The sequence below is a fragment of the Pseudomonas oryzihabitans genome, from assembly GCF_032027545.1.
GTDB lineage: Bacteria > Pseudomonadota > Gammaproteobacteria > Pseudomonadales > Pseudomonadaceae > Chryseomonas > Chryseomonas oryzihabitans_F.
In genome coordinates, this window is record NZ_JAVSJB010000001.1 from 186,590 (window position 1) to 212,718 (window position 26,129).

The following is a 26,129-nucleotide window of genomic DNA, read 5'->3' on the forward strand; positions in this document are numbered from 1 at the left end:
CCTAGGACAGGGATGCCATGAATACCTACGAAGAAGCGGTCGCCGCGACCAGAGCCCTCTGTGAAGCCATTCGCAACGATCCATGCAAAAGACGAAGGGTGCGCGAGTCCTTCTACGAGCGTTTCGGTGACGCCGACAACGACGGCCTGAGCTACGGCGATTCGGAGCTGGCCTTTCTCGATTGGGAAATCCGTGCCGGGGTGCTGGATCCGGAAACCGGCAGTCGCTGGTGGCGCAACGTCAACCTGAACTTCATCTATCTGTCCGAGCTGGCCGGCTGCCTGGCGCAGCATGATATTCCCAGTGACCAGGCGCCCTTTCCCACGCGCTGCTGGCTGGATTTCATCGCCGAGCCCACGCCGCGCCACTGGTATCTAGCCCACAACTCCTCAATCCTCGACGGTTTCCACCTCTATGAGGACGACGCCCGGCTGGAAAACGCCATTGGCCAGGATTTTCTCAACATCACCCTCTATCGACTGATGTTCGCTCAGGCGCTGGTGGAGGATGCGACCATCTTCGGTGAAATCGGCGCCTGGCTGGCCGACCCGCGCGGATTTTCGGTAACGCTGCTGGTGCACCTGGCGGACTTCTACCCGCCGCATTATCCGCTCACCGAGGCGGACCGTCCCATCATCGAAGGGAAGGGCAAGGGCCTCGAGGAAACGGCCGTGCGGCTGATGGATGGCTTGATTCGCCACTTTCTGCGCGAGCTGTACCAGGAGGCGGCCGGGTGGAACCAGGCGCCCGACCTGCTGAACTATCTGAACGGCAACAAGCCCGCCTACCCACCCGCCGCGGGCCACCGCGAAGCCCTCGCGGCGGCCCGGGCGGTGACATCACTGGAAGGCGTCCTCGCCAGGCAGGACCTCGGAGTGGCCGAGGATGGCACGAGCGGTCTGCAGGCCTGACAGGGTCGCCGACTCCACGCAGCCCATGTTGAAGCCGTTGCGGATCCAATCGCCGGTCAGATAGAGGTTGCTGCAGGCGCTGCCGTCGGTGGCCAGGCGGTAGCGACTGCTGCCGGCCACACTCTGCACATATCTCTCGCTGGGATCGACGTTGGCGCGCCAGTATTGGTAGTCGAAGCGGGCCACGCCGCTGACGTCGGTGGGGGCCAACAGGTATTCCCAGTGGTAATCCTGGTTGGTGCCGGCAGCCGGCCAGTAATCGAGCAGGTTGCCCTTCATGAAGTCGATAAAGGCGTCGTGTACCTTGAGGGCCTGACCCTGCGGGTAGTCGCTTTTCTTGCCGATGGGCGGCGCGGCGTCGGCGGCGAAAACGCCACAGAAGTAGCTGATGTCCTGGGGCGGGGTGCCGCTCGACCAGTCCTCGCGATCCACCAGGTAGCTGACGTCGGCCCAGGAATCCATCGCCTGGGCAGCGAAGCCGAGCAGCTCCGGTGCCTGGCCGCCCTTGGGCGAGCCGGTCCAGCCGAGTTGCCAGGCGTCCCGACTCTGCCACAGCTGGACCGCCTGGGTGGCCACGGTCGCGACCTTCTGGGTCATCTGGGCGAAGGCCGGATCGAGGCTGCAAAGGCTGGGGGAGAGGGCGGCGAGGCCAGCGACGGAGATGCCCAGCACCACGTCGTCGAAGTCATGATCGACCACCAGTTCCAGTTGCTCGACACCTGGCCAGCCGCTCCAGTTGGATTCCAGGTTGATGTTCTGCTCCTGCAAGCGCTGGGCGATGTCGTCCTGGATCTGGTCGTAGAGCGGCGTCGACGGCCAGCAGGGCAGGCCCTTGACGTCCACCAGCGGCTGGTAGGGCTCCTGCTTGAGCGGCACCTGGCGCTGGATCTGCAGGCGGGTGACTCGTGGCCCCTGGCCCTGACCGCCGTCAGCGGCCTCGATGCCGGTCACCTGGTGGAAGAACTGGAAATTCACCCCGCGCTTGGCCAGCACCTCGTAGTAGGGCGCGAAGACCACGTCGCCCATGCCGGCCTGCATGCGCCAGATGAAGGAGCCCTTGGAGGTGGTCAGCGCCAGCAGGGCGGCGCGCAGCACGGTGCCGGCCTCGACGTCGGGGCTGCCGAGGTCGCCGTCGCGATAGGCGAAGATGCCACCGTGCAGCGACTTGACCACCGCGCCGTCCAGGGTAGCGGCGCTGGCACCATGGCGTTCCAGCCAGGCCAGGAAGGTTTCGTCGTTGAGCGACTCGAAGCCTTTGGCGTAGACCTCGTCGTCAAGCATGCCGATGAGCACGGTAAGGCCAAAGTCCATCAGTAGCCACAGCCGGTGGGCGACGACGCTGGTCTGGCTGCGCTCGTTCAGCACCCTGGCCAGCAGGCTGCGGGCTTCGCGCAACAGCCACAGCAGCAGCGGATGATCGTGGCTTTCGGGCAGCGCGGTGCGCGCCTTGTGCAGGTGGCGCTCCGCCTCGCCGAGGGCCAGGGCCTGGACCTCTTCGCTGCAGTGGGCGCGCAGGCGACCGAACAGCCCCTCGGGGGCCGCCGAGACGCTGGTCTGCTCGGCTTCACCCAGGCGCAACAGCCATTCCAGCAGGTCGCCCAGGGCGCTCATGAAGGGCTTGGGATTCCAGCCCTCGCCGGGTTTGCCAGGCAGCGCCAGGGTATCGATGGGCCAGGTGGTCCAGCGATTCTGGAATTCGTCGGCGAAGGCGGTGTGGGAGTGGGCGAAGAAGGCCTCGTCGAGGGTGGCCAGGGGCGCGCCGGCCGGGCGCGCGAGCTCCTCGTAGCACTGTCTCAGGCTATGGAAGGCATTGTAGTAGAAGCCGAACCAGACGTGGATGCCGTGTTCTTCGATGCGCTGGTGGTCCGCGGCGTTGCGGCCACTGGCGCCCTTGCCCCCCAGGCGCCAGCCCTGCTGATAGAGGGTGATCTGGTAGCGGTCCTGCCAGTTGGGCTCACTAGTAAGACGAAAGGCGGCCGTGATGGCAGATACACCACCGCCTAGAATGACGATCTTGCGAAAAGAGGGTAACGCTTCCATGCCGTTTGCTCCGAAGTGTGCAATTTCTTGCGCGAGTGGACGAATGCCTGGTGATGGCTAAGGTAATATCACTTTATCGAAAAGTTCCCTTGAGACTTTAGGGTCCGGCTGAAAAGTACCTGCATAGCGGGCGAGGCGACGTCCCGAGTCGACGTGCTCGACCTTTGCCGGGCGACTTGGCATGCAGGCTCAGGCAGGGCGATTGGTTACAGTTGAGGCGACGACCCGGCGGGGCGTCCCAGGATCGAGGCGAGCGCGGTGTTGAGGATTCCAGGCTATAGCTGCAAGGCACGGGTGAGCGAGAGTCGCCATGCGCTGATCTACCGCGGAACCCGCCTGGACGACGGACAATCGGTGATTCTCAAGCTGCTGGCTGCCGACTACCCCACGCCCCAGGCCCAGGCCGGCCTGCGTCAGGAATTCGAGCTGACCCGTCGGGCCAGCGCCAGTGGTGCGGTGAGCGCGGCGCTGGACCTGGTCGACTATGACGGGCGCCAGGTACTGGTGCTCGAGGACATCGGCGGTACCGATCTCGCCGCGCTGCTGGATCAAGGGCCGCTGGCCCTGGACGATTTCTTCGACTGGGCGCTGGCCATCGTCCGCGCGCTGGCGCGGCTGCACCGGTTGCGCATCGCCCACAATGACCTCAACCCGCGCAACATCGTCTGCAATGGCGACACCGGTACGCTGCGACTCACCGACCTGGGGATCGCCACCGAGTTCGGCGCCGTGGGCAGCGGCGAGATCCGCCTGGAAGGCTCCCTGATCTACCTCGCGCCCGAGCAGAGCGGGCGGACCGGGCGGCACCAGGACTACCGCAGCGACTTCTACGCCCTCGGTGTGACCTTCTACGAGATGCTCTGTGGCGAGCCGCCGTTCCACGCCCAGGATCCGCTCGAACTGGTGCATGCGCACCTGGCCATGCGTCCGCCCGCCCTGGCCGAGCGAGTACCGGGCATTCCCGCCGGGCTGGTGGCGCTGGTGGAAAAACTGATGGCCAAGGCTGCGGAGGAGCGCTACCAGGGCTGCTTCGGCATCCTGCGCGATCTGCAGCGTTGCCAGGCGAACTGGCAGGCCGGGCGCGACGAGGATTTCGTGCCGGGCAGCGACGATCCGCCCGCGCGCCTGGTGATGTCGCGCTCGCTGCAAGGCCGGGCCAGCGCCATGCGCCTGCTCGACGAAGCCCTGGCGCGAGTGACCCTCGGCCAGGTCGAGGCAGTGTTCGTCAGGGGCGCCTCCGGGGTCGGCAAGTCGGCCCTGGTGCAGGCCTTCGTACGCCGCCAGGGCGAGCGGATGGTCGTGGTCCACGGCAAGTTCGAGGCCCTGGGCCGCGCGGTGCCCTACAGCGCCCTGCGCCAGGCGGTGAAGGAGCTGGTCGAGCTGGGCCAGACGCTGGGCGCGGACTTCGCCGAACGCCTGCTCGGCCTGCTGGACGGCAATGCCGTCGTCCTCACCGATGTCTCGCCCGAACTGGCCGCCTGGCTCGGTCCCCAGCCGCCGGTGGCCGAGCTGCCGCCCCAGCAGGCCGAGCAGCGCTTCGACGATGCGGTGAGCGCCCTGTTGCTGGCCTTCGCTACCCACGACCGTCCCCTGCTGCTCTGGCTGGATGACCTGCAATGGGCGGACGCTGCCTCGCTGCGGCTGATCGAACGCCTGCTGTCACGCCGGCACCCGGGTTCCCAACTGCTGGTGGCGACCCTCCGCGACGAGCAACTGGCCGGCAGCCCGCTGGAGCGCCTGGTGACGACGGCGCCGATTCGCGACCTGACGCTGGGGCCGCTGTCTCGCGAGGACATCGAGCGGCTGATCGCCGACATCCTGCCGGCCCCGGCCGCCGACCAGGCCGCGCTGGCCGGCCTCTGCCTGGACAAGACCCTGGGCAACCCCTTCTTCATCGAACAGTTGCTGCGCAGCCTGCAACAGGAAGGCCTGCTGGAATTCGATGGCGAGCACGGCCGGTGGCACTGGGAGTTGCCACGCCTGCAGGCACTGGACGTCTATGACAACGTGGTCGACTTCATGGTCGGCAAGCTCCAGGACCTGCCGCCGGCCACTTCGCAGTTGCTGCAATGGGCCGCCTGCCTGGGCACGGTGTTCTCCTGCGAGCGACTCGCCGCCCTGATCGCCGAGTCGCCCGCGACGATCCGTCACCTGTGCCAGGTGCTGGTCCAGGAAGGACTGCTCACCGAAGCCGGGTCCGGGGGCGACGGCGCCCCTACCTGCTTCAGTTTCCCCCACGATCAGGTGCGCCATGCCGCCCATTCGCTGCTGGCGCCCGACGAGCGCGAGCGAGTCCATCTGCGGGCGGGCCAACTGTACCTCGCCGAAGGCGGGAAGGCGCGGCTGGAGGCGGTATCGCACCTCAACCTGGCGCTGGCGCTGATCGAGACACCGGCCGAGCGCCTGCAACTGCTGGAACTCAATCTGGAGGCCGCGCGCCGGACGCGGCAGGCCAATGCCTACCCGGCGGCGCTGGAATTCCTGAGCACGGCGGTGACACTGATCGACGAACCCGCCTGGAGCGGACGCCACGTGCTGCTGTTCCAGCTGCATCGCGAGTGGGCAGAACTCGCCCATCTCTGTGGCGATGCCCTGGAGGCGCTGCGGATCTGCGAACTGTTGCTGCCGCGGGCGCGGACGTCCCTTGAGCAAGCGGGCGTGCGCGCCCTGCAGATCGACCTGTTCAGCGGGCTGGGACGTTTCGCCGAGGCCCTGGCGGTGGGCGTGGCGGGCGTCCGGGCGCTGGACGAACCCTGGCCGGAAGCCCCGGCGGACATCAATCAGGCCATCGGCGCCGACAGTGCCGAGGTCGACGCCTGGCTCGCCGCGCGGTCGCCGGCGGCGCTGCTCGACCTGCCGACCATGGACGATCCGCGCGCCCAGTTGCTGATCCGGCTGCTGGGCCTGCTGTGGGGGCCGGCGATCAACGTCGACCTGCCCATGAGCCTGCTGGCGGTGATGCGCATCGTCAAGCTGTCGATCCAGTACGGCAACGGCGACCTCTCGCCCTTTGGCTATGCCAACTATGGCTCGCTGCTGTCGGCCTTCCACGGGCGCTACGAACTGGGCTACCAGGTCGGGCGGCTGGCCGTCGACCTGGTGGACCGCACTGGCAATCTGCCGCTCAAGTGCAAGGTCTACACCATGTTCGCGGTGACCAACAGCCCCTGGTCGAGTCCCATCGCGGATAACGTGCCCCTGCTGCGCGAGGCCTTGGCAGCTGGCCAGCGCAGTGGCGAGATCATCTTCACCGCCTACAGCGCCTTCCACATCCTCAAGCACCTGCAGCATGCCGGGGCGCCGCTGGACGACATCCTCGGCGAAACCGGGCAGATCGAGCCGATTCTGCTGGGGATCGGCGATCCCAATACCCTGGAGATATTCACCATCCTCCGCCAGTCGCTGCGCCTGTTGCAGGGGCTGACGCCGAGCCAGGAGCGTTGGGACGAGGAGGGCCAGGACGAAGCGGTGCTGGTGCGCCAGATGCAGGACAGCGGCCATGTGCTCTGCCTGAACTACTACGATTTCAACAAGATGCAGGCAGCCTTCCTGTTCCGCCGGCTGCCCGTTGCGCGGCAGCATGCCGAGGCCATGGAGGCCTCGCTGGCGGCCACCTTCGGCTGGTTCAGCATCGCCGAGCATGCCTTCTACCAGGCGCTGATCCTGCTGGCCGGAGACGAGCTGGCGGAGACGGAGCTGGCCAAGGTCCAGGCCGCCCGTGAACGGCTGGCCGGCTGGGCGACGCACTGCCCGGAGAACTTCGCCCACAAGCGCGACCTGGTGGACGCCGAACTGGCGCGCCATGCCGGCCGCAGCGAGACGGCCATGGACTGCTACGAGCGGGCCCTGGAGTCGGCGCGGCTGCATGGCTTCCGCCAGGGCGCGGCACTGGCCGAGGAGCTCTACGGCCGCTTCTGGCTGGCGCAAGGCCGCTCGCGCCTGGCCCGGGCCTATCTGCAGGACGCCCAGCGTAGCTATCTGCACTGGGGCGCGGCGGCCAAGGCCCAGGCCCTGGAGAACGAATTCCCCCGTTGGCTGCGCGTGGCGGAAACCCGTTCCCTGACGGTGCAGCGTACCCATGACCAGACTACCGGCGACATGATGCGCCTGGACTGGCTGTCGGTGCTCAAGTCGCTGCAGACCATCTCCAACGAACTGGCACTGGACCAGCTGCTGGCGCGGATGATGCGCATCATCCTGGAGGAGGGCGGTGCCCAGCACGGGCTGTTGCTGTTGCCTGAAGGCGGGCGCTGGCTGGTGCAGGCCTCGGTGTCCAGCGGCGCGGCCGAGCCCAAGGTGCTGCAGGGACTGCCCGTGGCGCTGGGCGAGCAGGACCTCGGCGAAAGCCTGGTGCCGCTCACCCTGGTCTCCCACGTCATCCGTAACCGGGAAGCGGTCATCCTCGACGATGCCGCCAGTGCCGGGCGCTTCGTCCGCGACAGCTACATCCGCGCCCGGCGACCGCGCTCCATCTGCTGCATGCCGGTACTGCGCCAGGGCCGCCTGATCGGCGTGCTCTATCTGGAAAACAACCTGCTGGCCCAGGCCTTCACCCCGGGTCGGCTGCAGGTGCTGAGCATCCTCGCCACCCAGGCGGCGATTTCCCTGGAGCACGCGCAGATCTACGAGACCCTCGAGCAGCGCGTCGCCGAGCGGACGCTCGAACTGGACCAGGCGCGCATCCGTGCCGAGGAAGCGGCCACGGCCAAGTCGCTGTTCCTGGCCACCATGAGCCACGAGATCCGCACCCCGCTCAATGCCGTGATCGGCCTCAGCCGCCTGACCCTGGGTACCCGGCTGTCCGGCGAGCAGCGCGGCCACGTCGGCAAGATCCTCGATTCCGGCGAGAGCCTGCTGGGCGTCATCAACGATGTCCTCGACTATTCCCGCAACGAAGCCGGCGGCACCCGGCTCGAACAACTCGGCTTCAACCTGGGCAAGGTGCTCGAGCGCACCCTGAACCTCTGCGCGCTGAAGGCCCACGAGAAGGGTGTGGAGCTGGTGCTGGACTGCGGTCCGGACATCCCCCTGCAACTGGAGGGCGATCCGCTACGGCTGCAGCAGGTATTGGTCAACCTCCTGAGCAACGCGGTCAAGTTCACCGAGGCCGGGCATGTGCTGATCCGCGTCGGCGCGGCGCGCGAAGACGCGCGGGTGCGGCTCAGCATCGCCGTCGAGGACACTGGCATCGGCATGACCGAGGTGCAACTGGGCCAGCTGTTCCAGCCCTTCACCCAGGCGGACGGCTCCATCAGTCGCCGCTATGGCGGCACCGGCCTGGGCCTGGCCATCTCGCGCCAGCTCACCGACCTCATGGGCGGTTCCCTGGAGGTCCACAGCGAGGCGGGACGCGGGTCCTGCTTTACCCTGCAACTGACCCTGCCGGTGACCGGCGAGCCGGAGCGGCTGCCCAGCCAGCTGGCGCGCCGGGTGCTGTTGGTGGACGACCATGCCCTCGCGCGGCGCATCCTCGCGCAGCGCCTGCGTGAACTGGGCATGCAGGTCCGCGAAGCGGAATCCGCGGTCCAGGCGCTGGCCGCAGTGACGACCGGGAGCGAGGTGTTCGAGCTGGCCATCGTCGACTGGCGCCTGGGCGCCGAGGACGGTCTGGTGCTGGCGCGGCGCCTGCGCGAGTGCCAGCCAGGGCTGCCCCTGGCCATGCTGGCCTCGCCCTACGAGGCGGAAGAGGTACGCAGCCTGGGCGAGGACATCGTCGGCCTGGAGCTGCTCGACAAGCCGATCACCGCGCCCATGCCCCAGCGGCTGCTTGCCGGCCTGGGCCTGGCGCCCGCCATGGCGCCGACGCGGGGGCAGACGGCGATCGACCTGCAGGGCATTCGCCTGCTGCTGGTGGACGACAACGCCATCAATCGCCAGGTGGTGATCGGCTTCCTGCAGGGTACCGGCATCCACATCGAGGTGGCGGAAGACGGCCAGGCGGCGCTGGATCGCCTGGAACACGAGGCCTACGACCTGGTGCTGATGGACGTCCACATGCCGCGCCTGGATGGGCTGTCGGCTACCCGCCTGCTACGCGAGCGGCCGGCGCTGGCGCGGCTGCCGGTGATCGCCATGACCGCCAACGGCCTGCCGGGAGACCGGGAGCGCTGCCTGGAGGCCGGCATGAACGATCACCTGGTCAAGCCGCTCGATCCCAGTGAGTTGTTCCGTGTCATCGCCGCCTGGGCCAGTCTCGAACAACTGGAGCGCGCCGAGCGCAAGGCGGTGGCGGACGTGAACGAGGCGAGCCTGCTGACGCGGGCACGCGGTACCGCGGCGCTGGAGCCGGAGACAGCGTTGCGCCTGCTGCGCGGCAACACCGATCTCTATGAGCAACTGGTCCGGGATTTCCGCGCCCAGCAGGCCGATCTGCCCGGTCGCATCGCCGCCTGGCGCGCCGCGGACGATGTGGTCGGTCTCTTCGAATGCGCCCATGCGCTGCAATCCTCTGCCGCCTACGTGGGCGCCACCGCCCTGCAGGAGGCGGCCCAGCGACTGACCAAGCGCATTCGCCTGGCCCAGCCCCTCGCCGAGGAGATTCGCCTGCTGCACGCCGAGGCCGAGCGCTGCCTGGCGTCGCTGGACGAGTTGCTGGTCGAGGACGAACAGCAGCAACCGGAGGCGTCCACGGACGGCGTGGAGGCCATGCTCGAGCGCCTGGTCGGGCTGTTGCGGGCGTCGGACTTCGCCGCCGAAGGGGTGCTGGACAGACTCGTGGAGCGCTGTGCGGGCACGCCCCAGAGCGCCGATGTGACGCGTATCCGCGAATGGGTGGATGACGTCGAATTCGAACACGCTGCCGATGCCACCCTCGATCTGCTGCGTCGGGTGCGACAGCTCGACCAGCGGTCGGGCTGAGGGCCGATGGAGGCAAGGGGTAGCGATCTGCCGCTGATTCTGATCGTCGACGATCAGAAGAGTAACCTACGTGTCCTCGCCGACCTGCTGCGCGACGAGGCTCGCATCATGCTGGCCAAGAGCGGGGTGCAGGCGCTGACCAAGGCGGCCCGCGAGCACCCCGACCTCATCCTGCTGGACGTGGTGATGCCAGGCATCGACGGCCTGCAGCTGATCCAGCTGTTCAAGCGGCGGGCCGAGACCAGTGCCATCCCGGTCATCTTCATCACCGCGGCCAACGACCTCAATCGCGAGGTCGAGTGCTTCGAGCTGGGTGCCAGTGATTTCATCCAGAAGCCCTTCAACCCCCTCGCCGTGCTGGCCAGGGTGCGGCTGCACCTGCAACTGGCCCGCCAGCGGCGCCTGCTCGAAGAGCTGGCGCACATGGACCCCCTGACGTCGGTCGGCAACCGGCGGCGTTTCGACGAGCAACTGGCGGTGGAGTGGCAACTGGCGGTCAATCGCGGGCGGCCCATCGCCATCGCCATGCTCGATATCGATTACTTCAAGCAGTACAACGATACCTACGGCCATGCCGCGGGCGACCAGGCACTGTCGCGGGTGGCTCAGGTGTTGGAGCAACGCATCCGCGATCGCGACTGCTTGGCGCGCTATGGTGGCGAGGAATTCGTCCTGCTGCTGCCGGGCGCCTCCCAGGCTGCCGCCGAGGCGGTGCTGGAGCGCTGCCGGCAGGGGATCGCCGAGTTGCGCATCGCCCATCCGCTGGCGGACGATCGGCTCTGGCTGACGGTGAGCATCGGCCTGGCCTGTTGCCATCCGACCCCGGAACAGGAGCCGCACTGGCTGCTCAAGACGGCGGACTCCCTGCTGTATCAGGCCAAGTCAGCCGGGCGCAACCGGTTGGTCAGCGCCGGCCTCTAGCGTGGTATTTCAGACGTTCGCGCAAGAATTGGCGAGTGATTTTTTGACTAAGGCTAGGCGCTGCGACGAGTCATAGCAGGGCTATGGCGAGGAGTGGCAACGCCGCTTAAGCCAAAAAAGCGCCGCCAAAATTGTGCAGTCAACGTCTGAAACACCACACTAGCGGCAGGCTCAGGCGTCGCCGGCGGGCCCGGCCAGCAATTCCACCCGGTTGCGGCCGCTGGCCTTGGCCTGGTAAAGCGCCTGGTCGGTCCGTTCGAGGAAGGCTTCGTGGTCGTCACCGCTCTGCGGCTGGATGCTGCCGACGCCGATGGAAATGGTCACCACCCCGATCTCGCTGCCGCTGTGGGCCACCTGCAGGCGCTCGACCCCGGCGCGGCAGGCTTCGGCGACCTGGCGCGCGCCTTCGGCGTCGGTGTCCGGCAGGACCATGGCGAATTCCTCGCCGCCGTAGCGGGCCACCAGGTCCGCCGGGCGCTTGAGCTGTTCGGTGAGCACCGCGGCCACCTTCTTCAGGCAGAGATCGCCGCTCAGGTGGCCGTAGGTGTCGTTGTAGCGCTTGAAGTGGTCGACGTCGCAGAGCAGCAGGGCCAACGGCTGGCGACTGCGACGGGCGCGCAGCCATTCGCCTTCGTAGGTCTGGTCGAAATGCCGCCGGTTGTTGATGCCGGTGAGGCTGTCGATGGCGACCAGTTTCTGCAGCTGGATGTTGGCCTCGGCGAGTTGCCGCTGGCTTTCGCGCAGGAAGCGGAAGGCCTCGTCGCGCTGGGCGCGCAGGACGTAGGCTTCGGAGTGGTAGCGAATCCGGGCCAGCAGCTCCAGCTTGTCAGGCAGCTTGACCAGGTAGTCGTTGGCGCCGGTGGCGAAGCTCTGCGCCTTGACCTGGGGGTCCTCCTTGGAGGAGAGCACCACGATGGGTACGTCGCGCAGCGCCGGGTCCGCGCGGAAGCGGCGAACGGTTTCCAGGCCATCGATCTCGGGCATGATCAGGTCCTGCAGCACCACGGTGGGTTTCAGCTGCAGCGCCATGTTCACCGCCTGGTGCGCATCCAGGCAGTAATGCAGTTCGACGTCGGGCTGATCCGCGATCATCCGCCGCACTGCCTCGATGATGATCAGTTGATCGTCCACCAGCAGCAGCCGCACCTTGGGGGCGATCAGACTATCCAGGGCTCCACCCTCATGCGTGGCCATTACTGCGCGTCCTTCTGCGAGCGGGGGGTGAGAATCCCGCATCTCAACTTGGCCATTCCCTGCCGCTGCACCGGCCAACGCTCCTGTTGGCGGCCTGTCATGTTCTGCCCTCCGGGGGCGAGGCGAAGCGTCGCTGCAGCCAGGCGCCGATCTGCGCAGGACTGAGCACGCGCTCCGCGGCGCCCATTCTAACCGCAGCTGCGGGCATGCCGTATACGGCACAACTGGCCTCATCCTGGGCCAGGGTCGGGCAACCGCTCTGGCGCAGGGCATACAGCCCGCTCGCGCCATCGCGTCCCATGCCGGTGAGGAGGATGCCCAGCACCTGGCGGCCCAGGTGGGGGTGGCCGGCAAGGCTGGTGAAGAACACATCCACCGACGGCCGATAGGGATAGTCGAGCGGGTCGGGGGTGTAGGCGAAGCGGCCGCGGCTGTCCAGCAGCAGGTGATCGTCGCCCAGGGCCACGCAGACCTGGCCGGGCTGCGGCTGGGCGCCGGCGGCGGCGGCCGTGACGGGCCAGGCGATCTGGGTGTCGAGCCAGGCGATGAAGCTGGGGGCGAAGCGACGGTCGATATGCTGGACCAGGACCACGCTGGCGGCGCCGGTCGGAGCCCAGCCCTCGAACAGGCTCACCAGGGCGGCCGGGCCGCCGGTGGAGGCGCCGATGGCCACCAGGGCGCCCGGTGTCTCGCCGGGCATGCCGACCGGCGCGGTCGCTTGCGGCAGCACCGCTTGAGCGGGGCGATCGGGCAGCCGCACCAGGGGTTCGATACGGCCGATCTTGCGCAATAAGGCGCCACCGTCGGCCCCTCCGGCGAGGGCTGGGGTGGCGGTCACGTCGAGGGCACCGGCGCCCATGGCACGGAACACCCCTTCGCAATCGTCCGGGGTGGCGGTGACCACCAGGATGGCGCAGGGCGACTGCGCCATGATCCGGCGGGTCGCCTCGATGCCGTCCAGGCGCGGCATCTGCAAGTCCATGAGGATGAGATCGGGCCGATCCTCGGCGCAGCGTGCCACGGCTTCCTCGCCATCGTGGGCGATCCAGGCCACCGTATGACGCCCGTCTCTGGCCAGCAGGCGGCGCAGGGCTTCGGTGGCCAGCAGCAGGTCGTTGACGATGGCGATTCTCATGGGGCTCCGATGAGGTCCTGCACGGCGGTGATCAGGGCGTCATCATGGAAGCTGCCCTTGGTCAGATAGTAATCGGCACCGGCCTGCATCCCCTTGAGCCGATCTTCCGGACGGTCCTTGTAGGAGACGATCATCACCGGCAGGGCGTGCAGGCGAGGATCGCGACGCACCAGCTCCACCAGCTCGATGCCGTTCATGCGTGGCATGTCGATGTCCGACAGCAGCATGTCGAAATCGCCGGCGCGCACGGCATTCCAGCCGTCCATGCCGTCCACCGCCACTTCCACCTCGTAGCCCTGGCCTTCCAGCAGCTTGCGTTCCATCTCGCGCACCGTGAGGGAGTCGTCCACCACCAGGATGCGCTTCACCCTTCGGGTGTCGGCGACCTGGCCGCCCTGTACCTGGCGCAGCCGGCCTTCGCCCAGCAGGCGCTCGATGCCGGTCAGCAGGTCGGCGACGTCCAGTAGCAGCACCGGGTCGCCATCGTCGAGCAGGGCCCCGGCAGTGACCGAGCGCAGCTTGCCGAAGATGTCGTCCAGCGGCTTGAGCGCCAGGCCCTGCTCGCCGCGCAGGCGATCCACCACCAGGCCGTAGCGGCGCTCGCCGCCGCCGATCACCAGCACCGCCAGGTCGTCGCCGGCCGGAGTCGGGTCGAGTTCCAGGAGCTGGTGGGCGGCGACCAGGCCCAGGCGATCCTCGCCGAGCAGGAAGAAGGCCTTGCCCTCCAGGGAATGCACCTCGTTCGCTGCCAGGCGCAGCACCCGCTCGATGCGGTTGACCGGCAGGGCATAGGCTTCGCCGGCGATGTCGACGATCAGGGCGCGGACGATGGAGCGGCTGACCGGCACCAGCAGGTGGGTGCTGAAGCCTTCACCCGGACGGGTTTCCAGGCGCACCTCGCCGTCCAGGGCGCGGATGGCATCGGCCACCACGTCCAGGCCCACGCCGCGTCCGGACAGCTCGGTGACCGTCTCCTTGAGGCTGAAGCCGGGCAGCAGCAGAAATTCCAGCAGCTCGGCGGGACTCAGCTCGGCGGCGACCGGGGCGGGACTCAGGCGACGGGCAATCACTGCCGCGCGGATGCGCTCCAGGTCAAGACCACGGCCATCGTCGTGCAGGCTCACCTGCAGCCGACCGGCGACATGGCGTGCCTCGAGGCGGATCTGGCCCCTTTCCGGCTTGCCCAGGGCACGGCGTTCGGCCGGCGTTTCCAGCCCGTGGTCGACGGCATTGCGCAGCAGGTGGTTGAGCGGGCTTTCCAGGCGCGCGAGTACCTCGCGGTCGATCAGGGTGTCGGCGCCGTCCACCTGCAGGGTGGCGTCCTTGTCCAGGCTCCTGGCAAGGTCGCGTACCAGCCGCGGAAAGCCCTGTACGGCGTCGCGCAGCGGACGCATCCGTACGCCGAGCACCTCGTCCAGCAGACCTCGGCAGACGCCGAGCAGGCGGCGTTCGTAGGCTTCCAGTGCCTGCAGCTGCTGTTGATAGCGATCGAGCAGCCCCTCCTGGCGCAGGCGCAGCTCGTTACTCGCCGCCGCTGCCTGGCCGAACAGCGCCTGCAGTTCGCCGCGATAGCCCTGGAAGCCCTGCACCAGGCCGTGCAGGCCGAGGCCCATCACCCGGGCCTCGCTGGTGAGGGCAAGAATCTGGTTGAAGCGGCCGCTGTCGACCCGCAGCGGGTCCCGGGTGCGTTCGGGCTCGGGGGGCTCTTCCACGGCGGCAGCGACGCTCGGTGCCGGCACGCCGGGCGGCGTTGCTGCCGGGCTCGGCGCCGCGTCGGCATCGGCGACGCTCAGGGCCCGGGCCAGGGCGCGCTGGGCATCGCGCTGTTCGAGCTGCCAGCGTTGGCTGGCGGCCTCGTCCAGGCGGCTGACCTCGCCGAGGACATCGACGCAGCGGAACAGTTGGTCGATGGCTGCGGTGCCCAGGCGGCGCTGGCCGTCCTGCACGGCCACCAGGCAATCCTCCATGGCGTGGGCCAGTTCGACCAGGCCATCCAGGTCGACGATGCGAGCGGCGCCCTTGATCGAGTGGGCTGCGCGCATCATGGGCTCGATCACGGCGATATCGGCGGGATCGCGCTCGAGGCGCAGCAGGCCGGCGTCCAGCGCCTGCAGGTGGCTCTGCACCTCGCTGGCGAAGAGGTCGTACAGCGACATCTCGCGCACGTCGCGCGGGGGCTGGCTCATCGCAGGGCCTCTTCCAGGGCACGTTCCAGGCGCGCCGGCTCGATCAGTCCGACCTGGTGCGGACCTTCGCGATAGACCCCGCCGAGATAACTCAGCAACTCGCCGCCGAGGGTCGCCGGCGGCGGCTGCAACTCCGCCGGCGCATAGCGTTGCAGCCCCAGCACCTCGTCGACCTGGATCGCCCAGTCGCGGCGGCCGATACGGATCAGCAGCAGGCGCGGAAAGCCCTGGCTGCGGCTGGCGGGGGCCACCGCGAGCAGCAGGTCCAGGGCGATGCAGGGATACAGCTGGCCGCGCACCGGCACGATGCCGTGCAGCAGTGGTGAGCGGCGATGGGGCACCCGGTGGGCGGCGATGGGCTCGGTGGCGGTGACCAGACAACTGCCCGGCAACCCGAGCCATTCCCCGCCCAGGCGAAACACCAGGGCGCTGAGCGAGCGCGTCTGGGCATCGGCCAGGGGTGCCGCATAGCGCTCGGCCCAGGCAGCCCGTTCGGCGTCGGCCAGTTCGCGATCCAGGCTCATGCCTGATCCCCTGCGCCGCCGGGCTGGATGCGCGCCGCGCGCTCGCGCAGGCGGCCGGCTTCGTCGAGGCGTCCGGCGCGCTCGCAGATCAGCGCCAGCCGGCACAGCGCGGGGTAATGCGCGGGTTCGAGGTAGAGGGCCTGGCGTAGCGCTCGCTCGGCCTCGGCGGCGCGTGCGTCGGGTAGGATCAGGGCGAGCAGGAAGTGAGCGCCGGCCTGGCTGCGATCCTGTTCCAGCAGGCCGCGCAGCAAGGCCTCGGCGGCGTCGCCCTGGCCGGCATCGGCGAGCCGCTGCGCCTGCTCCAATACCGGTGGTGGCCCGGGCGTCGCGGGCGCACTGACGGGCAAGGCGCGACTGCGCGGAGGCGGCGGTGCCGGCGCACGGGGCGCCGCGGCTGGACGGGGTGCGGCTTTGCGCCGTGGCGTGGTGGTAACGTTCGGGGAGCGGGGGGCATCCGCTACCTGTGCCTGGCGCTTGACCAGTGCCGAGGCATGGGCCACGCCCAGGCTGGCGAAGCCGTGGCGCATGGCGCTGACCATTTCCGAGCTGCCCACGCAGAGCAGGCCATCGTCGTGCAGCAGGGCGGCCAGGTGGCTCAAGGCGCGGCCCTGGGTCTGGTCGTCGAAGTAGATCAGCAGGTTGCGGCAGAGCACCACGTCGAAGAGCGCGCCGTCGCGCAGGCTGCCGAGCTGGAGGATGTTGCCCTGGCGGAAGCGCACCTGGTTGCGCACCGACTCGGCCAGGCGATGCCGATCACCCTCGGCACTGAAATAGCGCTCGCGGAAGCCCAGGTCCTTGGCGCGAAAGGAGTTGCGGCCGTAGAGGCCACGCCTGGCGCGCTCCAGGGAAGGTTCGTTGATGTCCACGGCGGTCACCTGGAAGGCGCTGGCCGGCAGGCCGGCATCGAGTAGTGCCATGGCCAGGGTGTAGGGTTCCTCGCCGGTGGAGCAGGGCAGGCTGAGCAGCCGCACGGGGCGACCGCTGCCCGCGTGACGCGCCTGGGCGAAGCGGGCCGCGTGGGTGATGGCCTGGGGATCGCGGAAGAACCAGGTCTCCGGGATGACCAGCAGGTCCAGCAGGTCGGCGAACTCCGCCTCGTCGTCGAGAATGCGCGCCATGTAGAGTTCCGCCTCGCTCTCCTGGCGCTCGCGCAGCCGCTGGCGAATGGCGCGCCCCAGCATGTCGTCGGCGATGGCGAGCCCGGTGCGGGAACGTACCAGGGGCGCGAGGCGCGGATCGAGTTTCACGCGGCCTCCTGGAACAGCAGCGCGGCCAGGGTGGGCGAGAGTAGCCGCTGCAGGTCGAGCCAGAGCCAGAGACCTTCGGGCGTTTCCAGGATTTCGCCCAGCCAGGGGTAGTCGGGCAGTGCGATACCAGCCGGTCGTGGCGTGGTGGCCGTCACCCGGCGTATGCCGACGACGCCTTCCACCACCAGGCCGAGCGGCTGGCTATCACCGTCCGGCGTGGACAGCGGATAGTCCACCAGCAGGATGCGGGTGTCCTGCCGCAGCCGGGCGCTACGTGCGCCGCTCATGGCGGTGACGTCCACCACCGGCACCGCCGCGCCGTGCAGGTTCATCAACCCGGCGACACCGGCGGGCGCCGCGGGAAAGCGGGTGAGTTGCAGATAGGGCAGTACCTGGCGGATGACCGCCGTCGGCAGGGCCGCGGCCGCCTCGGCCAGCTGGAAGGCCAGGATCTGCATCGTCAACGGCTGACCGAGAAGGTGGCGACGCTGCTCTGCAGGTCCTGCGCGGCCTGCTGCAGGTACTGGACCGCCTCGCTGGTGGCCTTGAGCGCCTCGGTGGTCTGCTGGGTGCTGTCGTTGAGCTGGGTGATGGTCTCGGCGATCTGCACGGCACCCACCGCCTGGGACTGCATGCCCTCCAGCACGATGTCGAAACGCGCCGGCAGTTTCTGCACGTCCTCGATGACCTCGGCCAGTTGGTCGCTGACGCTCGCCACCTCCTGCACGCTGCGACGGATTTCCTCGGAGAACTTGTCCATGCCCATGACGCTGGCGGAAACCGCGGAGTTCATGTCCTTGAGCATCTGCTCGATGTCGTCGGTGGCGGCGGTGGTCTGGTCCGACAGCCGGCGGATCTCGGTGGCCACCACCGAGAAGCCGCGACCTGCCTCACCGGCCTTTTCCGCTTCGATGGCCGCATTGAGCGACAGCAGGTTGGTCTGGTCGGCCACCTTGGTGATGGTGGTCAGCACCTTGTTGATGTGGCTGGATTTTTCCGACAGCGCCGCGAGCTTGGCGTTGATGGAATCGGTCGCCGCCACCATGCGCTGCATGGTGGCGTCCATGCTCGCCAGGTTGCTGCGCGCCTGCACCGCGCCGTGGGTGGTCTCGTCGGCCACCTGCACGGCTTCTTCCATGGTCTTGAGCAGCGCATTGGCGTTGGCGGCGATCTCCCGCGTGGTGCTCAGGACTTCCACGCTGGTCTGCGCCTGTTCGATGCTGGTGGCTTCCTGCTGGCGGGACGAGGCCGCGATCTCGGTGGTGGAGGAGGTCACCTGGATACCGGCGCGCTGGACCTTGGTGAGCATGCCGCGCAGGTCCTCGATCATCTTGCCCAGGCCGCGGGCCAGCTGGCCGATGGCATCGTCGCCACTGACGCGGGTCCGCCCGGTGAGATCACCGGCGGCGGCCTTGTTGACCAGCTCGAGCAGGTCGTCGACGTCGTCGCGCAGGCGCTGCATCAACGCCTGTTCCCGGCTGTGGTCATCCTGGATCTGCTGGGCCATCTGGTTGAATGCCAGGCCCACCTGGCCCAGTTCGTCGCGACCCCGCACCTGAACGCGCGCGCCACTTTCGCCAGCGGAAATCCGCGCCACCGTATCGGTCAGGCCACGAATCGAGCGGAGCAGGCCATGGGACAGCACCCAGGCGATGAGCGCGGCGAGCAGTATGCACAGGGCGCCGCCGGCCAGCAGGGTCCAGGTGAGGCGGCTGCGGGTGCTCTCGGTGTGCGCGGCCCGTTGCGCCGTCAGCTTGCGCTCCTCGTCGGCGATGCTCTGAATCTGCTGGCGGATGCCGGCGACCTGGGTGTTCAGGGCATCGATCAGGGGCTCGTTGGCCAGCTGGGTCGGGGTGAGGTTACCGGTCTCGCGCAGACGCAGCAGCGTTTCGAAGGTATTGCGCCGCCAGTCGTCGAGACTCGCCGCCAGCCGAGTGAAGCGCTGTTGCTGCTCAGGGTTGTCCTGGGTCAGTTGCTGGGGCGTGCGTACGGCGTTGGCCAGCTGCGGCAGGGCCTGACGCGCCGTCTCGGCGTCGGCGGGCGTGCCGGAATACCAGTAGTTACGCAGCTTGGCGCGGGTCTCGAGGAGGTTGTTGTCCAGCGCCGTGACCGCCAGCAGGACCTCGGCGGTGTGGCGATCCCAGCGATTGGCGTCGACCAGGCTCTGCAGGGCGGCATAGGTCTGCCAGAGCAGCAGCACGACCAGGGCGATGATGGCGGCGAAGCCGGCGAAGAGTTTGTTCTGGATGCGAATGTTATCGAGCATGGGCACCGGCACGCGCGGACGGAAGGGGAAGGAGCGAACCCAAGGGGAACACCCTGTCTATCCGATAAAAGTAGCACGGTCATGCAGTTATGTGAGTTGTGACGCAGTCGGCCTTGGCCGGAAAGGCTGAAACGCCAGGCGGACATCCGCGCCAAGGTAGGGCGGCAGCCTGCCACGATGTCGGATATTAGGAGGCTGCCGGGGGATCAGGCTGCCTCAGGTCGGCGCCGCCTCGCTCGCCGCATCGTTTCGACGAGTGCCGTGGCTGTTCTGGCCGCCCTTGCGTCCAGCCTCTGAGGCCCGTGTGGGGTTGTTGGCGAAGTTGCCACCACTGGCCCGACCACCCTTGCGACCGGCTTCCGCGGCACGGTCGCGATTGTTGGCGAAGTTGCCTGGATTGCTGCTCTTGTTAGCCATAATAACTTCTCCTGAGTGCAAAGGTAGGAATTTGAACGCCGGGCCCCAAAGACTAAGCGATTCGCTAGTTGAGAGTAGCGCGAAGGGAAACGAGTTCTGGATGGGCGATAGAGGGAACTTTTGTTGGACGCGATGCAGGTTCGATACAGCTTTGTGCGGATGATCTTCGCCATTAGAGCCGTTCGCACAATGTTGTACAGGAGCTGTAGAGGTTTTTGGTAAAGGATCGCGACGCTGAACTGGAATCCGGGGGAGTTAGGTTGAAATATTTTGAAATATCTTGTGACGGGGCTCGCCACTGCTGGGTTAGCAGGGTATCAGCTCAGACGGCGAATGCTCGATAAGGTTCTTGCTGGGAGCGACACTGCATCCTCCCAAGCGCTGAGCGGCTTATCTCGGCAAAGGAAGATTTATAACTTATTGCGATGGCTGGCTGACTCGGCGTCAAAGGGTGAAGCCAAGGCCGTTTAACTGAAGTTAATGATGTATGTCAACTAACTCGATATCAAGGCGCACTTCTAATAGTTCTTTCGATAAAGTTTAAGACGATAGAGAGATCCATTTCCCCGTTCTCTGAATAACGCTCGAGCTTGCATTTTATTCCCATTTATGGGAAAAATTCCTTTAAATGGGAGAATGACATGCTGGACGAACACCTGGCCCTCCGACTCAAGGCGCTCCGGCTGGAGCACGGACTTTCACTGGAACAGCTCGCCAGCCGCAGTGGCGTGAGCCGGGCTACCCTGTCGCGGCTGGAAAATGCCGAGGTCAGCCCGACCACGGCGGTCCTCGGCCAGCTCTGCACCGCCTATGGCCTGACCCTCACACGGCTGCTGCACAGCGTGGAAGCCGGCTTTCCGGCGCAGGTGCCGCGGTCGGCCCAGCAACTCTGGGCCGATCCCGTCCAGGCGTTCACCCGCCGTTCCGTGTCGCCGCCGTCCCGGGCGCTGGCGGGGGAGGTGATCGAGAGCCAACTGGGGCCAGGCGTGGACATCCGCTACGAGAGTTCGCCTCGTCCCGGTCTCGAACACCATCTGCTGATGCTCGATGGTGAACTGCAACTCTGGGTGGAGGAGCAGCACCATCGCCTTGGCGTGGGTGACTGCCTGCGTTATCGGCTCTGGGGCAGCAGCCGTTTTCTCAGTGGCAGTGCCGGTGCCCGCTATCTGCTGTTTCTCGTCTGAGAGGTATCTCATGTCCGCCAGGCTTTCCATCGAGCAGTTCGATGCTGTGCGCTTCAATGCCCATCTGGAGGATTTCCAGCGACTGCTCGCCGCCTGCGTGGCCGAGGGGGCGAGCATCGGCTTCATCCTGCCCCTGGCCGCGGCCGTCAATAGAGGCTTCTGGCTGGACGGCGTGGCACCAGGAATCGCGCGCGGCGCGCGGCTGCTGTTCGCCGCTCTCCACGAGGGATGGGTGGTCGGCAGTGTCCAACTGGTGCTCGACACTCCGGCCAACCAGCCGCATCGAGCCGAGGTGGCCAAGCTGCTGGTCCATCCCGAGCAGCGTCGCCAGGGGATCGCCCGACAGCTGATGCTCAGGCTGGAAGACGCCGCCCGGGCTCATGGTCGGGAACTCCTCACCCTCGATACCCGCAGCGACGACCATGCCGAGCCGCTCTATCTGTCCCTGGGCTACGAGGTTGCGGGCCGGATTCCCGGCTACGCCCTGGATGCCCAGCAGCCCGGGCGACGCGACAGCACTACGTTGATGTACAAGACGTTGCCCGCCGTGCTCGCTAAACTAGACGATTCTTTTCGCTAGGAACGCCGTCCGCCATGCCCCCTCGCTCCGCTACCGAACTCTGGCAACTCCTGCGTGCCCAGGCCGAGGCGGGATGCCCTGAGGCACCGGCCTTGGCCGATGGGCTGGCACGGGCGCTGCTGCAGCCCGACGATCTCGCCAGTGCCCTGGCCCGGCGCTGCGCCGATGCCCTGGCGGAGGACCCACGTCAGGCCGAGCAACTCGCCAGGCGCTTCGTGGCGTTGCATGCCGAGCTGCCAGACTTGGTGACAGCCGCCTGCGCCGACCTGGAGGCGGTGCTGGCGCGGGACCCGGCCTATGCCAGCCTGCTGGAGATCTTCCTCTTCTCCAAGGGCTTCCTGACCTTGCAGGCCCATCGCCTAGGTCATGCCCTCTGGACCTGTGGCGAACGCCTGCTAGCGCTGCACCTGCAAGCACGGTGCAACCGGCTGCTGGCCATCGACATCCATCCCGCCGCGCAACTGGGCCGCGGCATCATGCTCGACCATGGTACCGGCATCGTCATCGGCGAGACCGCGGTGGTGGAAGACGATGTCTCCATCCTGCAGCAGGTGACCCTCGGCGGTACCGGCAAGGAGCAGGGTGATCGCCATCCCAAGATACGCAAGGGCGTGATGATCGGTGCCGGGGCGAAGATCCTCGGCAACCTGGAGATCGGCGAAGGCGCCAAGGTCGGCGCCGGCAGCGTGGTGTTGCATCACGTGGCGCCCCATACCACGGTGGTGGGCATCCCCGCCCGCCCAGTGGGCCGCCCGCGAGACGCCCATCCGGCCGAGAGCATGGATCAGTCCTTCGACGACTAAGAGCCTGTTCAAAGTCTCGCGAGCTAGAGACAAACAAGGCGAAAATGGCTGAGGAAGCGGAGTTTACAAGTAGTAAATGAGCATTCCGAAGCCATTTTCAACGCCGTTTGGCCGACGCACAGCAGACGTTGGACAGGCTCTGAGCGAGAAAGACCTCGGCCTTGGGATATCGCTCGCTGTTCAGGGTGCTGGGTGCCAGCCCCTCGCTCCGGGCGAGGCTGCGCACCAGCTCGCGGTTGAAGGCGCTGTTGCCCAGGTCCGCCAGGTAGTCAGTCAGCGCCAGCCAGCGCGCGTCCTCGATTTCCGCCGGGTCCTGGATGGCGATGTCGGCGCTCAGCGGATCGAGGCGGCAGACCACATAGAGGTTGGACTTGCCGAAGCGGTAAGGGTGGGTGGTCACCAGACCGACCACGGCGCGGAAGGCACTGTGGATGCCGGTCTCCTCCCAGACTTCGCGGATGACCGCGGGGGCCAGATCCTCGCCCAGCTCGACGTGGCCGCCTGGCAGCTTGTAGCCCTGGCTGCCGCGTTCGCGGATCGCCAGCAGTTCGCCCCGGCCATTGAGCACCAGGCCACCCACGCCCAGGCTATGGGTGGGCACGAAGGGCGCAAAGGCCGTCGGCGTGCCACGCCAGACCAGGGTCAGTTCCTGTTCGAGGCAATTGTGGAAGACGAAACCCGCCGCCGTGGCGACCCCGACCAGTTCGCCGAGGGCCAGTGGCAGGGTGAGCCAGACCAGGTTGCGCCCCTCGCGGCGCGCCTGGTCGAGCAGATCGGCAAGCGCTGGAGCGAAGGCCTCGCGGTTGGGTGGCAGCGAGGCGGCGTCGATGATCAGGCCATTGAAGGCGTCCAGGCGATACTGCACGGTCACTCCGTAGGACGTGGCTGGATGGGGGCCGAGGGCACGGCGCCGGTCTCGCTCGGCAGCAGCAGGCTGGCACGTGGGTTGGCGATCTCGATGCCGCGTTCGCGGAAGCGTTCGAGGATGCGCCGGTTGAGTTCGCGCTGCACGCCCCAGCGGCCCTTGTCGATGCACCTCATCTGCCCGGCGAGGGTGACCATGGAACCGTCGACGGCATCCACGCCCCAGATTTCCAGGTCGGCCAGGATCAGGTCCTTGAAGGCCTCGTCGGCGCGCAGGCCGGCGCCGATGTCCTTGAGTTCGGCGATGGCCCGTTCGATGTCCTCGCTATAGCCCACGCTGATGCGCAGGGCGGCGTTGCCGATGCCGCGATTGATGTTGTTGACCGCCGACACCGAGCTGAAGGGCACGATGTGCAGCGAGCCGTCGCCGGCGCGCAGTCGTACGGTGCGGATCGACAGGTACTCCACGGTACCCGAGACCCCGGCCACCGTGACCCAGTCGCCCACCTGCATGGCGTTCTCCAGCAGCAGGAAGATGCCGGTGATGAAGTCCTGTACCAGCTTCTGCGAGCCGAAACCCAGGGCCACGCCGATGATGCTGGCGCTGGCCAGCAGGGGGGTGGTGTTGATGCCCAGTTCGCTCAGGGCGGTGAGGCCGACGATCAGGGCGACCAGGAGAAACAGGCCGGTGCGCAGCATGGGCAGCAGGGTCCGCAGGCGCGCCGCGCGGACGGTATCGCCGCGCTCGGTCCAGCGGCTCAGGCGGCGGTTGACCGCCACATTGGCGCCTTCCCAGATCGCCACGGCGATGATGGCGGCGATCAGGATGGTGAGGAAGGCGGACAGCAGACTGCGGCCGATGCTGCCGTCGTCGAACCAGTCCAGCACGCTCCAGCCCCAGGACTGGAAGAGTGCCAGGGCGGTAACCAGGGTGACGATCACTCCCACCAGCCAGCGGGCCAGCGGATAGTAGCGCTGCAGGTGCAGATCGGCGCTGCTGGCACCCTCGCTCGGCGCTGGCTGGAACAACCGGCCGAGCAGGCCGAGCAGGAACACCGCCGCCAGGCGGCCGAGGATGACGATGCCGGCCGAGACCGCGACGAAGTTCATCAGCCGTGGCAGGCCGTTCTCGATGTCCAGCGCCCACATGGTCCAGCCGCCCATGACGAAGACCGCGGCGAACACTGCCCAGACCTGTCCCAGCCAGGCGCGCAGTGCGGTGAGGGCGCCACTGCCGTCCTGCTGCCCGGCGATGCGCGCGGCGACCGGGCGGCGGACGTGGAAGATCAGCCCCACCACCAGCAGGTGCGCCAGCAGCGAGACCAACTTGACGATGGCCTCGCGGCCGGCTTCGTTGGCGCCGAGGATGTCCGCCGCCTGGGCCAGGGCCAGGCCGAAGGTGATCAGGGAGACGAAGGCCTGCAGCCAGCGCAGCAGGGGGCTCGCCAGGGCCGTCTTGACCTTGAGCAGGCGGATGCCATGGGCGGCGGGGTCGATGAGCAGGCGGGTGACGATCAGGGCGAGGCGGGTGGTGAGGTAGGCGCCGAGGAAGCCGCCGACCAGCTCGCGCAGGTTAGCATCTGACCCCACCAGGTAGTGGATGAGCAGCGCCGCCATGGCCCAGAAGGCCAGTAGCGGCAGCATTTCCAGCACCAGCAGCCCCAGGGCGAAGGGCAGATGCCGCAGGGTGGTCCAGTGCTCTTCGCCGCTGGGCCGGGCGGGCTTGGCGGGTGCGGGGTCGGTCGGGGCGGAGGCGTTCGCCGGCTCATCGGGCACGGGCGCAGCGCTATCGGACGGTGAGATGGGCACCTCTTCGAGCTGATCCACCCCATCGCGCTGGGTCTTGACCAGGGCCACCGCGGGCTCGGCCGGGCGGGTGGCGGCCTCCTCGGCGGCGGCTGCCGAGGCTGCAGGTGGCGGCTGCTGGGCCGCCGCCTGCTGGGCTTGGCGCCGGGCGCGGCTGTCGGCGTGATCGGCATGGCGCTGCAGCCGTTGCCGGGGGGGCCGGAGTGCCCGGCGGATCAGCCACTCGATGAGCAGGCCGGCGGCGAACAGGGTGGCCAGGGTCAGCAGGGCCTGCAGCAGGGCCCGGCGCCCCGCTTCGGAAGTGAAGCTGGCACGCGACCAATCCGGCAGGGTGCGTACCGCCCGCTGCACCTGATTCAGTTCGCTGCCCAGGTTGTCGGCCCAGCGACCGACGCGACTGAGCGTCTGGGCGATCAGGCCATTGGCTTCCAGGGGCACCAGCGCCTTTTCTTGGCCCGCTGCCGGGGTGGCAGCTGTGGCCGGCGCAGTGGAGGCTGCCGCGCTGGCCGGCGTCGTGTCCGTCCCGGCCGCGCTCGCCGGCTGGCTGGCGATGGCCTGCAAGGTCAGGATCAGCTCCTGGCGGCGTTGTGGATCCTGCAGCAGGGCCGCGACCTGGCGCGCCTGCTGGGGATCAAGGCTGGCCGGTGCGGTGGCGGGCGCGTCGGCGGCGTGCAGCCTGGTACCGAGTGTCAATAGGAACAGGGCGAGCAAGGCTTTGAACATGGTTAAGGCCTGAGCAGTGCCGGAAGGCGGGTCTGGCCACATAGACTCGTCAGGCTGCGCGATGACTCCCCGACGGATAATGATGCCGGCTGCAGGCGTACCCTGAGTTCCCTTCGCGTTAAATGTCCATTTTGCATATTAGATTAGCTCTAAATTGAATTTTACCAAGGCGCTTCCCGTGCTTTACCGTCGCGCTGCTGGATCGCTCCGATGCGCATCCTGTCGGTCTTCGGGCACGGCTCACCGCGCGGAGGCCAGGTGAGCGAACGGGCACCGTGCGCCTGGCTTGGGATCGGCTCGACCGCTCTGGCGCGACCTTATGCTAAGGCGCGTCGCGTGCGAAATCACACCGCTCGGGGATGACCGGATGCGGCTTGCCACGGCCGTCGCAACCTGGGTCGACCGCTTTACACCCTCATCGGCACGCCACCCGACGCTGTGGAGCCTGCCCGGAAACGTTCAGGAGGCTT

Annotated in this window: 17 protein-coding genes; 6 read left to right on the forward strand and 11 right to left on the reverse strand. The window is 67.7% G+C overall.

Annotated elements, in window-relative coordinates; all coding sequences use genetic code 11:
• Nucleotides 1-17 precede the first annotated feature (17 nt).
• Complete coding sequence (locus RND78_RS00830; RefSeq protein WP_312725214.1) at nt 18-911, forward strand: hypothetical protein; 894 nt, start codon at nt 18-20, stop codon at nt 909-911.
• Here RND78_RS00830 and RND78_RS00835 read toward each other — a convergent pair.
• Nucleotides 840-2,951 carry an NAD(P)-binding protein gene (locus tag RND78_RS00835; protein WP_312725216.1) on the reverse strand — a complete coding sequence of 704 codons (2,112 nt, stop codon included), beginning with the start codon at nt 2,949-2,951 and terminating at the stop codon, nt 840-842. The genes RND78_RS00830 and RND78_RS00835 overlap by 72 nt on opposite strands.
• Before the next feature lie 258 nt (nt 2,952-3,209).
• Between RND78_RS00835 and RND78_RS00840 the strand changes: the two genes are divergently transcribed.
• Together RND78_RS00840 and RND78_RS00845 are read left to right on the forward strand one after the other, a co-directional pair.
• Entirely contained in the window at nt 3,210-9,809 is a 6,600-nt protein-coding gene (locus RND78_RS00840; protein WP_312725218.1) for a response regulator, read from the forward strand.
• 6 nt (nt 9,810-9,815) lie between these two features.
• Nucleotides 9,816-10,730, forward strand: a complete 915-nt coding sequence (locus tag RND78_RS00845; RefSeq protein WP_312725220.1) for a diguanylate cyclase domain-containing protein — start codon at nt 9,816-9,818, stop codon at nt 10,728-10,730.
• Between the two features lie 171 nt (nt 10,731-10,901).
• Here the strand turns inward: RND78_RS00845 and RND78_RS00850 are convergent, their stop codons facing one another.
• From RND78_RS00850 to RND78_RS00885, 8 genes are all read right to left on the reverse strand, one after another.
• Complete coding sequence (locus RND78_RS00850; protein ID WP_312725222.1) at nt 10,902-11,924, reverse strand: diguanylate cyclase domain-containing protein; 1,023 nt, start codon at nt 11,922-11,924, stop codon at nt 10,902-10,904.
• Between the two features lie 97 nt (nt 11,925-12,021).
• Entirely contained in the window at nt 12,022-13,059 is a 1,038-nt protein-coding gene (cheB, locus tag RND78_RS00855) for a chemotaxis-specific protein-glutamate methyltransferase CheB (protein WP_312725224.1), read from the reverse strand.
• Nucleotides 13,056-15,245, reverse strand: coding sequence for a response regulator (locus tag RND78_RS00860; protein WP_312725226.1), 2,190 nt, complete (start codon nt 15,243-15,245; stop codon nt 13,056-13,058). Before RND78_RS00860 ends, cheB begins: the two co-directional genes overlap by 4 nt.
• Nucleotides 15,242-15,769 (reverse strand): chemotaxis protein CheW, encoded by a 528-nt coding sequence (locus RND78_RS00865; protein WP_312725228.1) that lies wholly within the window; start codon nt 15,767-15,769, stop codon nt 15,242-15,244. Before RND78_RS00865 ends, RND78_RS00860 begins: the two co-directional genes overlap by 4 nt.
• Nucleotides 15,766-17,016, reverse strand: a complete 1,251-nt coding sequence (locus RND78_RS00870) for a CheR family methyltransferase (RefSeq protein ID WP_312725230.1) — start codon at nt 17,014-17,016, stop codon at nt 15,766-15,768. The genes RND78_RS00865 and RND78_RS00870 overlap by 4 nt, the downstream gene beginning before the upstream one ends.
• On the reverse strand, nt 17,013-17,474 hold the full coding sequence (locus RND78_RS00875) for a chemotaxis protein CheW (protein WP_312725232.1): 462 nt from the start codon (nt 17,472-17,474) through the stop codon (nt 17,013-17,015). The genes RND78_RS00870 and RND78_RS00875 overlap by 4 nt, the downstream gene beginning before the upstream one ends.
• 2 nt (nt 17,475-17,476) lie before the next feature.
• The gene (locus tag RND78_RS00880) at nt 17,477-19,282 is read right to left on the reverse strand and encodes a methyl-accepting chemotaxis protein (RefSeq protein WP_312725234.1); all 1,806 of its coding nucleotides are present in this window, start codon (nt 19,280-19,282) and stop codon (nt 17,477-17,479) included.
• A 216-nt stretch (nt 19,283-19,498) separates the two neighbouring features.
• The gene (locus RND78_RS00885; RefSeq protein WP_312725235.1) at nt 19,499-19,699 is read right to left on the reverse strand and encodes a general stress protein; all 201 of its coding nucleotides are present in this window, start codon (nt 19,697-19,699) and stop codon (nt 19,499-19,501) included.
• Between the two features lie 641 nt (nt 19,700-20,340).
• Between RND78_RS00885 and RND78_RS00890 the strand changes: the two genes are divergently transcribed.
• The 3 genes from RND78_RS00890 to cysE are packed head-to-tail and all read left to right on the forward strand — an operon-like array spanning nt 20,341 to nt 22,266.
• Nucleotides 20,341-20,883 (forward strand): XRE family transcriptional regulator, encoded by a 543-nt coding sequence (locus tag RND78_RS00890; RefSeq protein ID WP_312725236.1) that lies wholly within the window; start codon nt 20,341-20,343, stop codon nt 20,881-20,883.
• A 10-nt stretch (nt 20,884-20,893) separates the two neighbouring features.
• The gene (locus RND78_RS00895) at nt 20,894-21,463 is read left to right on the forward strand and encodes a GNAT family N-acetyltransferase (protein ID WP_312725238.1); all 570 of its coding nucleotides are present in this window, start codon (nt 20,894-20,896) and stop codon (nt 21,461-21,463) included.
• A gap of 14 nt (nt 21,464-21,477) precedes the next feature.
• A complete protein-coding gene (gene cysE, locus RND78_RS00900; RefSeq protein WP_312725241.1) occupies nt 21,478-22,266 on the forward strand; it encodes a serine O-acetyltransferase in 789 nt (262 codons plus the stop codon).
• A 97-nt stretch (nt 22,267-22,363) separates the two neighbouring features.
• On the opposite strand, the gene RND78_RS00905 is transcribed toward cysE, so the two are convergent.
• Nucleotides 22,364-23,131, reverse strand: coding sequence for an NUDIX domain-containing protein (locus tag RND78_RS00905; RefSeq protein WP_312725243.1), 768 nt, complete (start codon nt 23,129-23,131; stop codon nt 22,364-22,366).
• Between the two features lie 2 nt (nt 23,132-23,133).
• Entirely contained in the window at nt 23,134-25,659 is a 2,526-nt protein-coding gene (locus RND78_RS00910; protein WP_312725245.1) for a mechanosensitive ion channel domain-containing protein, read from the reverse strand.
• Nucleotides 25,660-26,129: the final 470 nt, after the last annotated feature.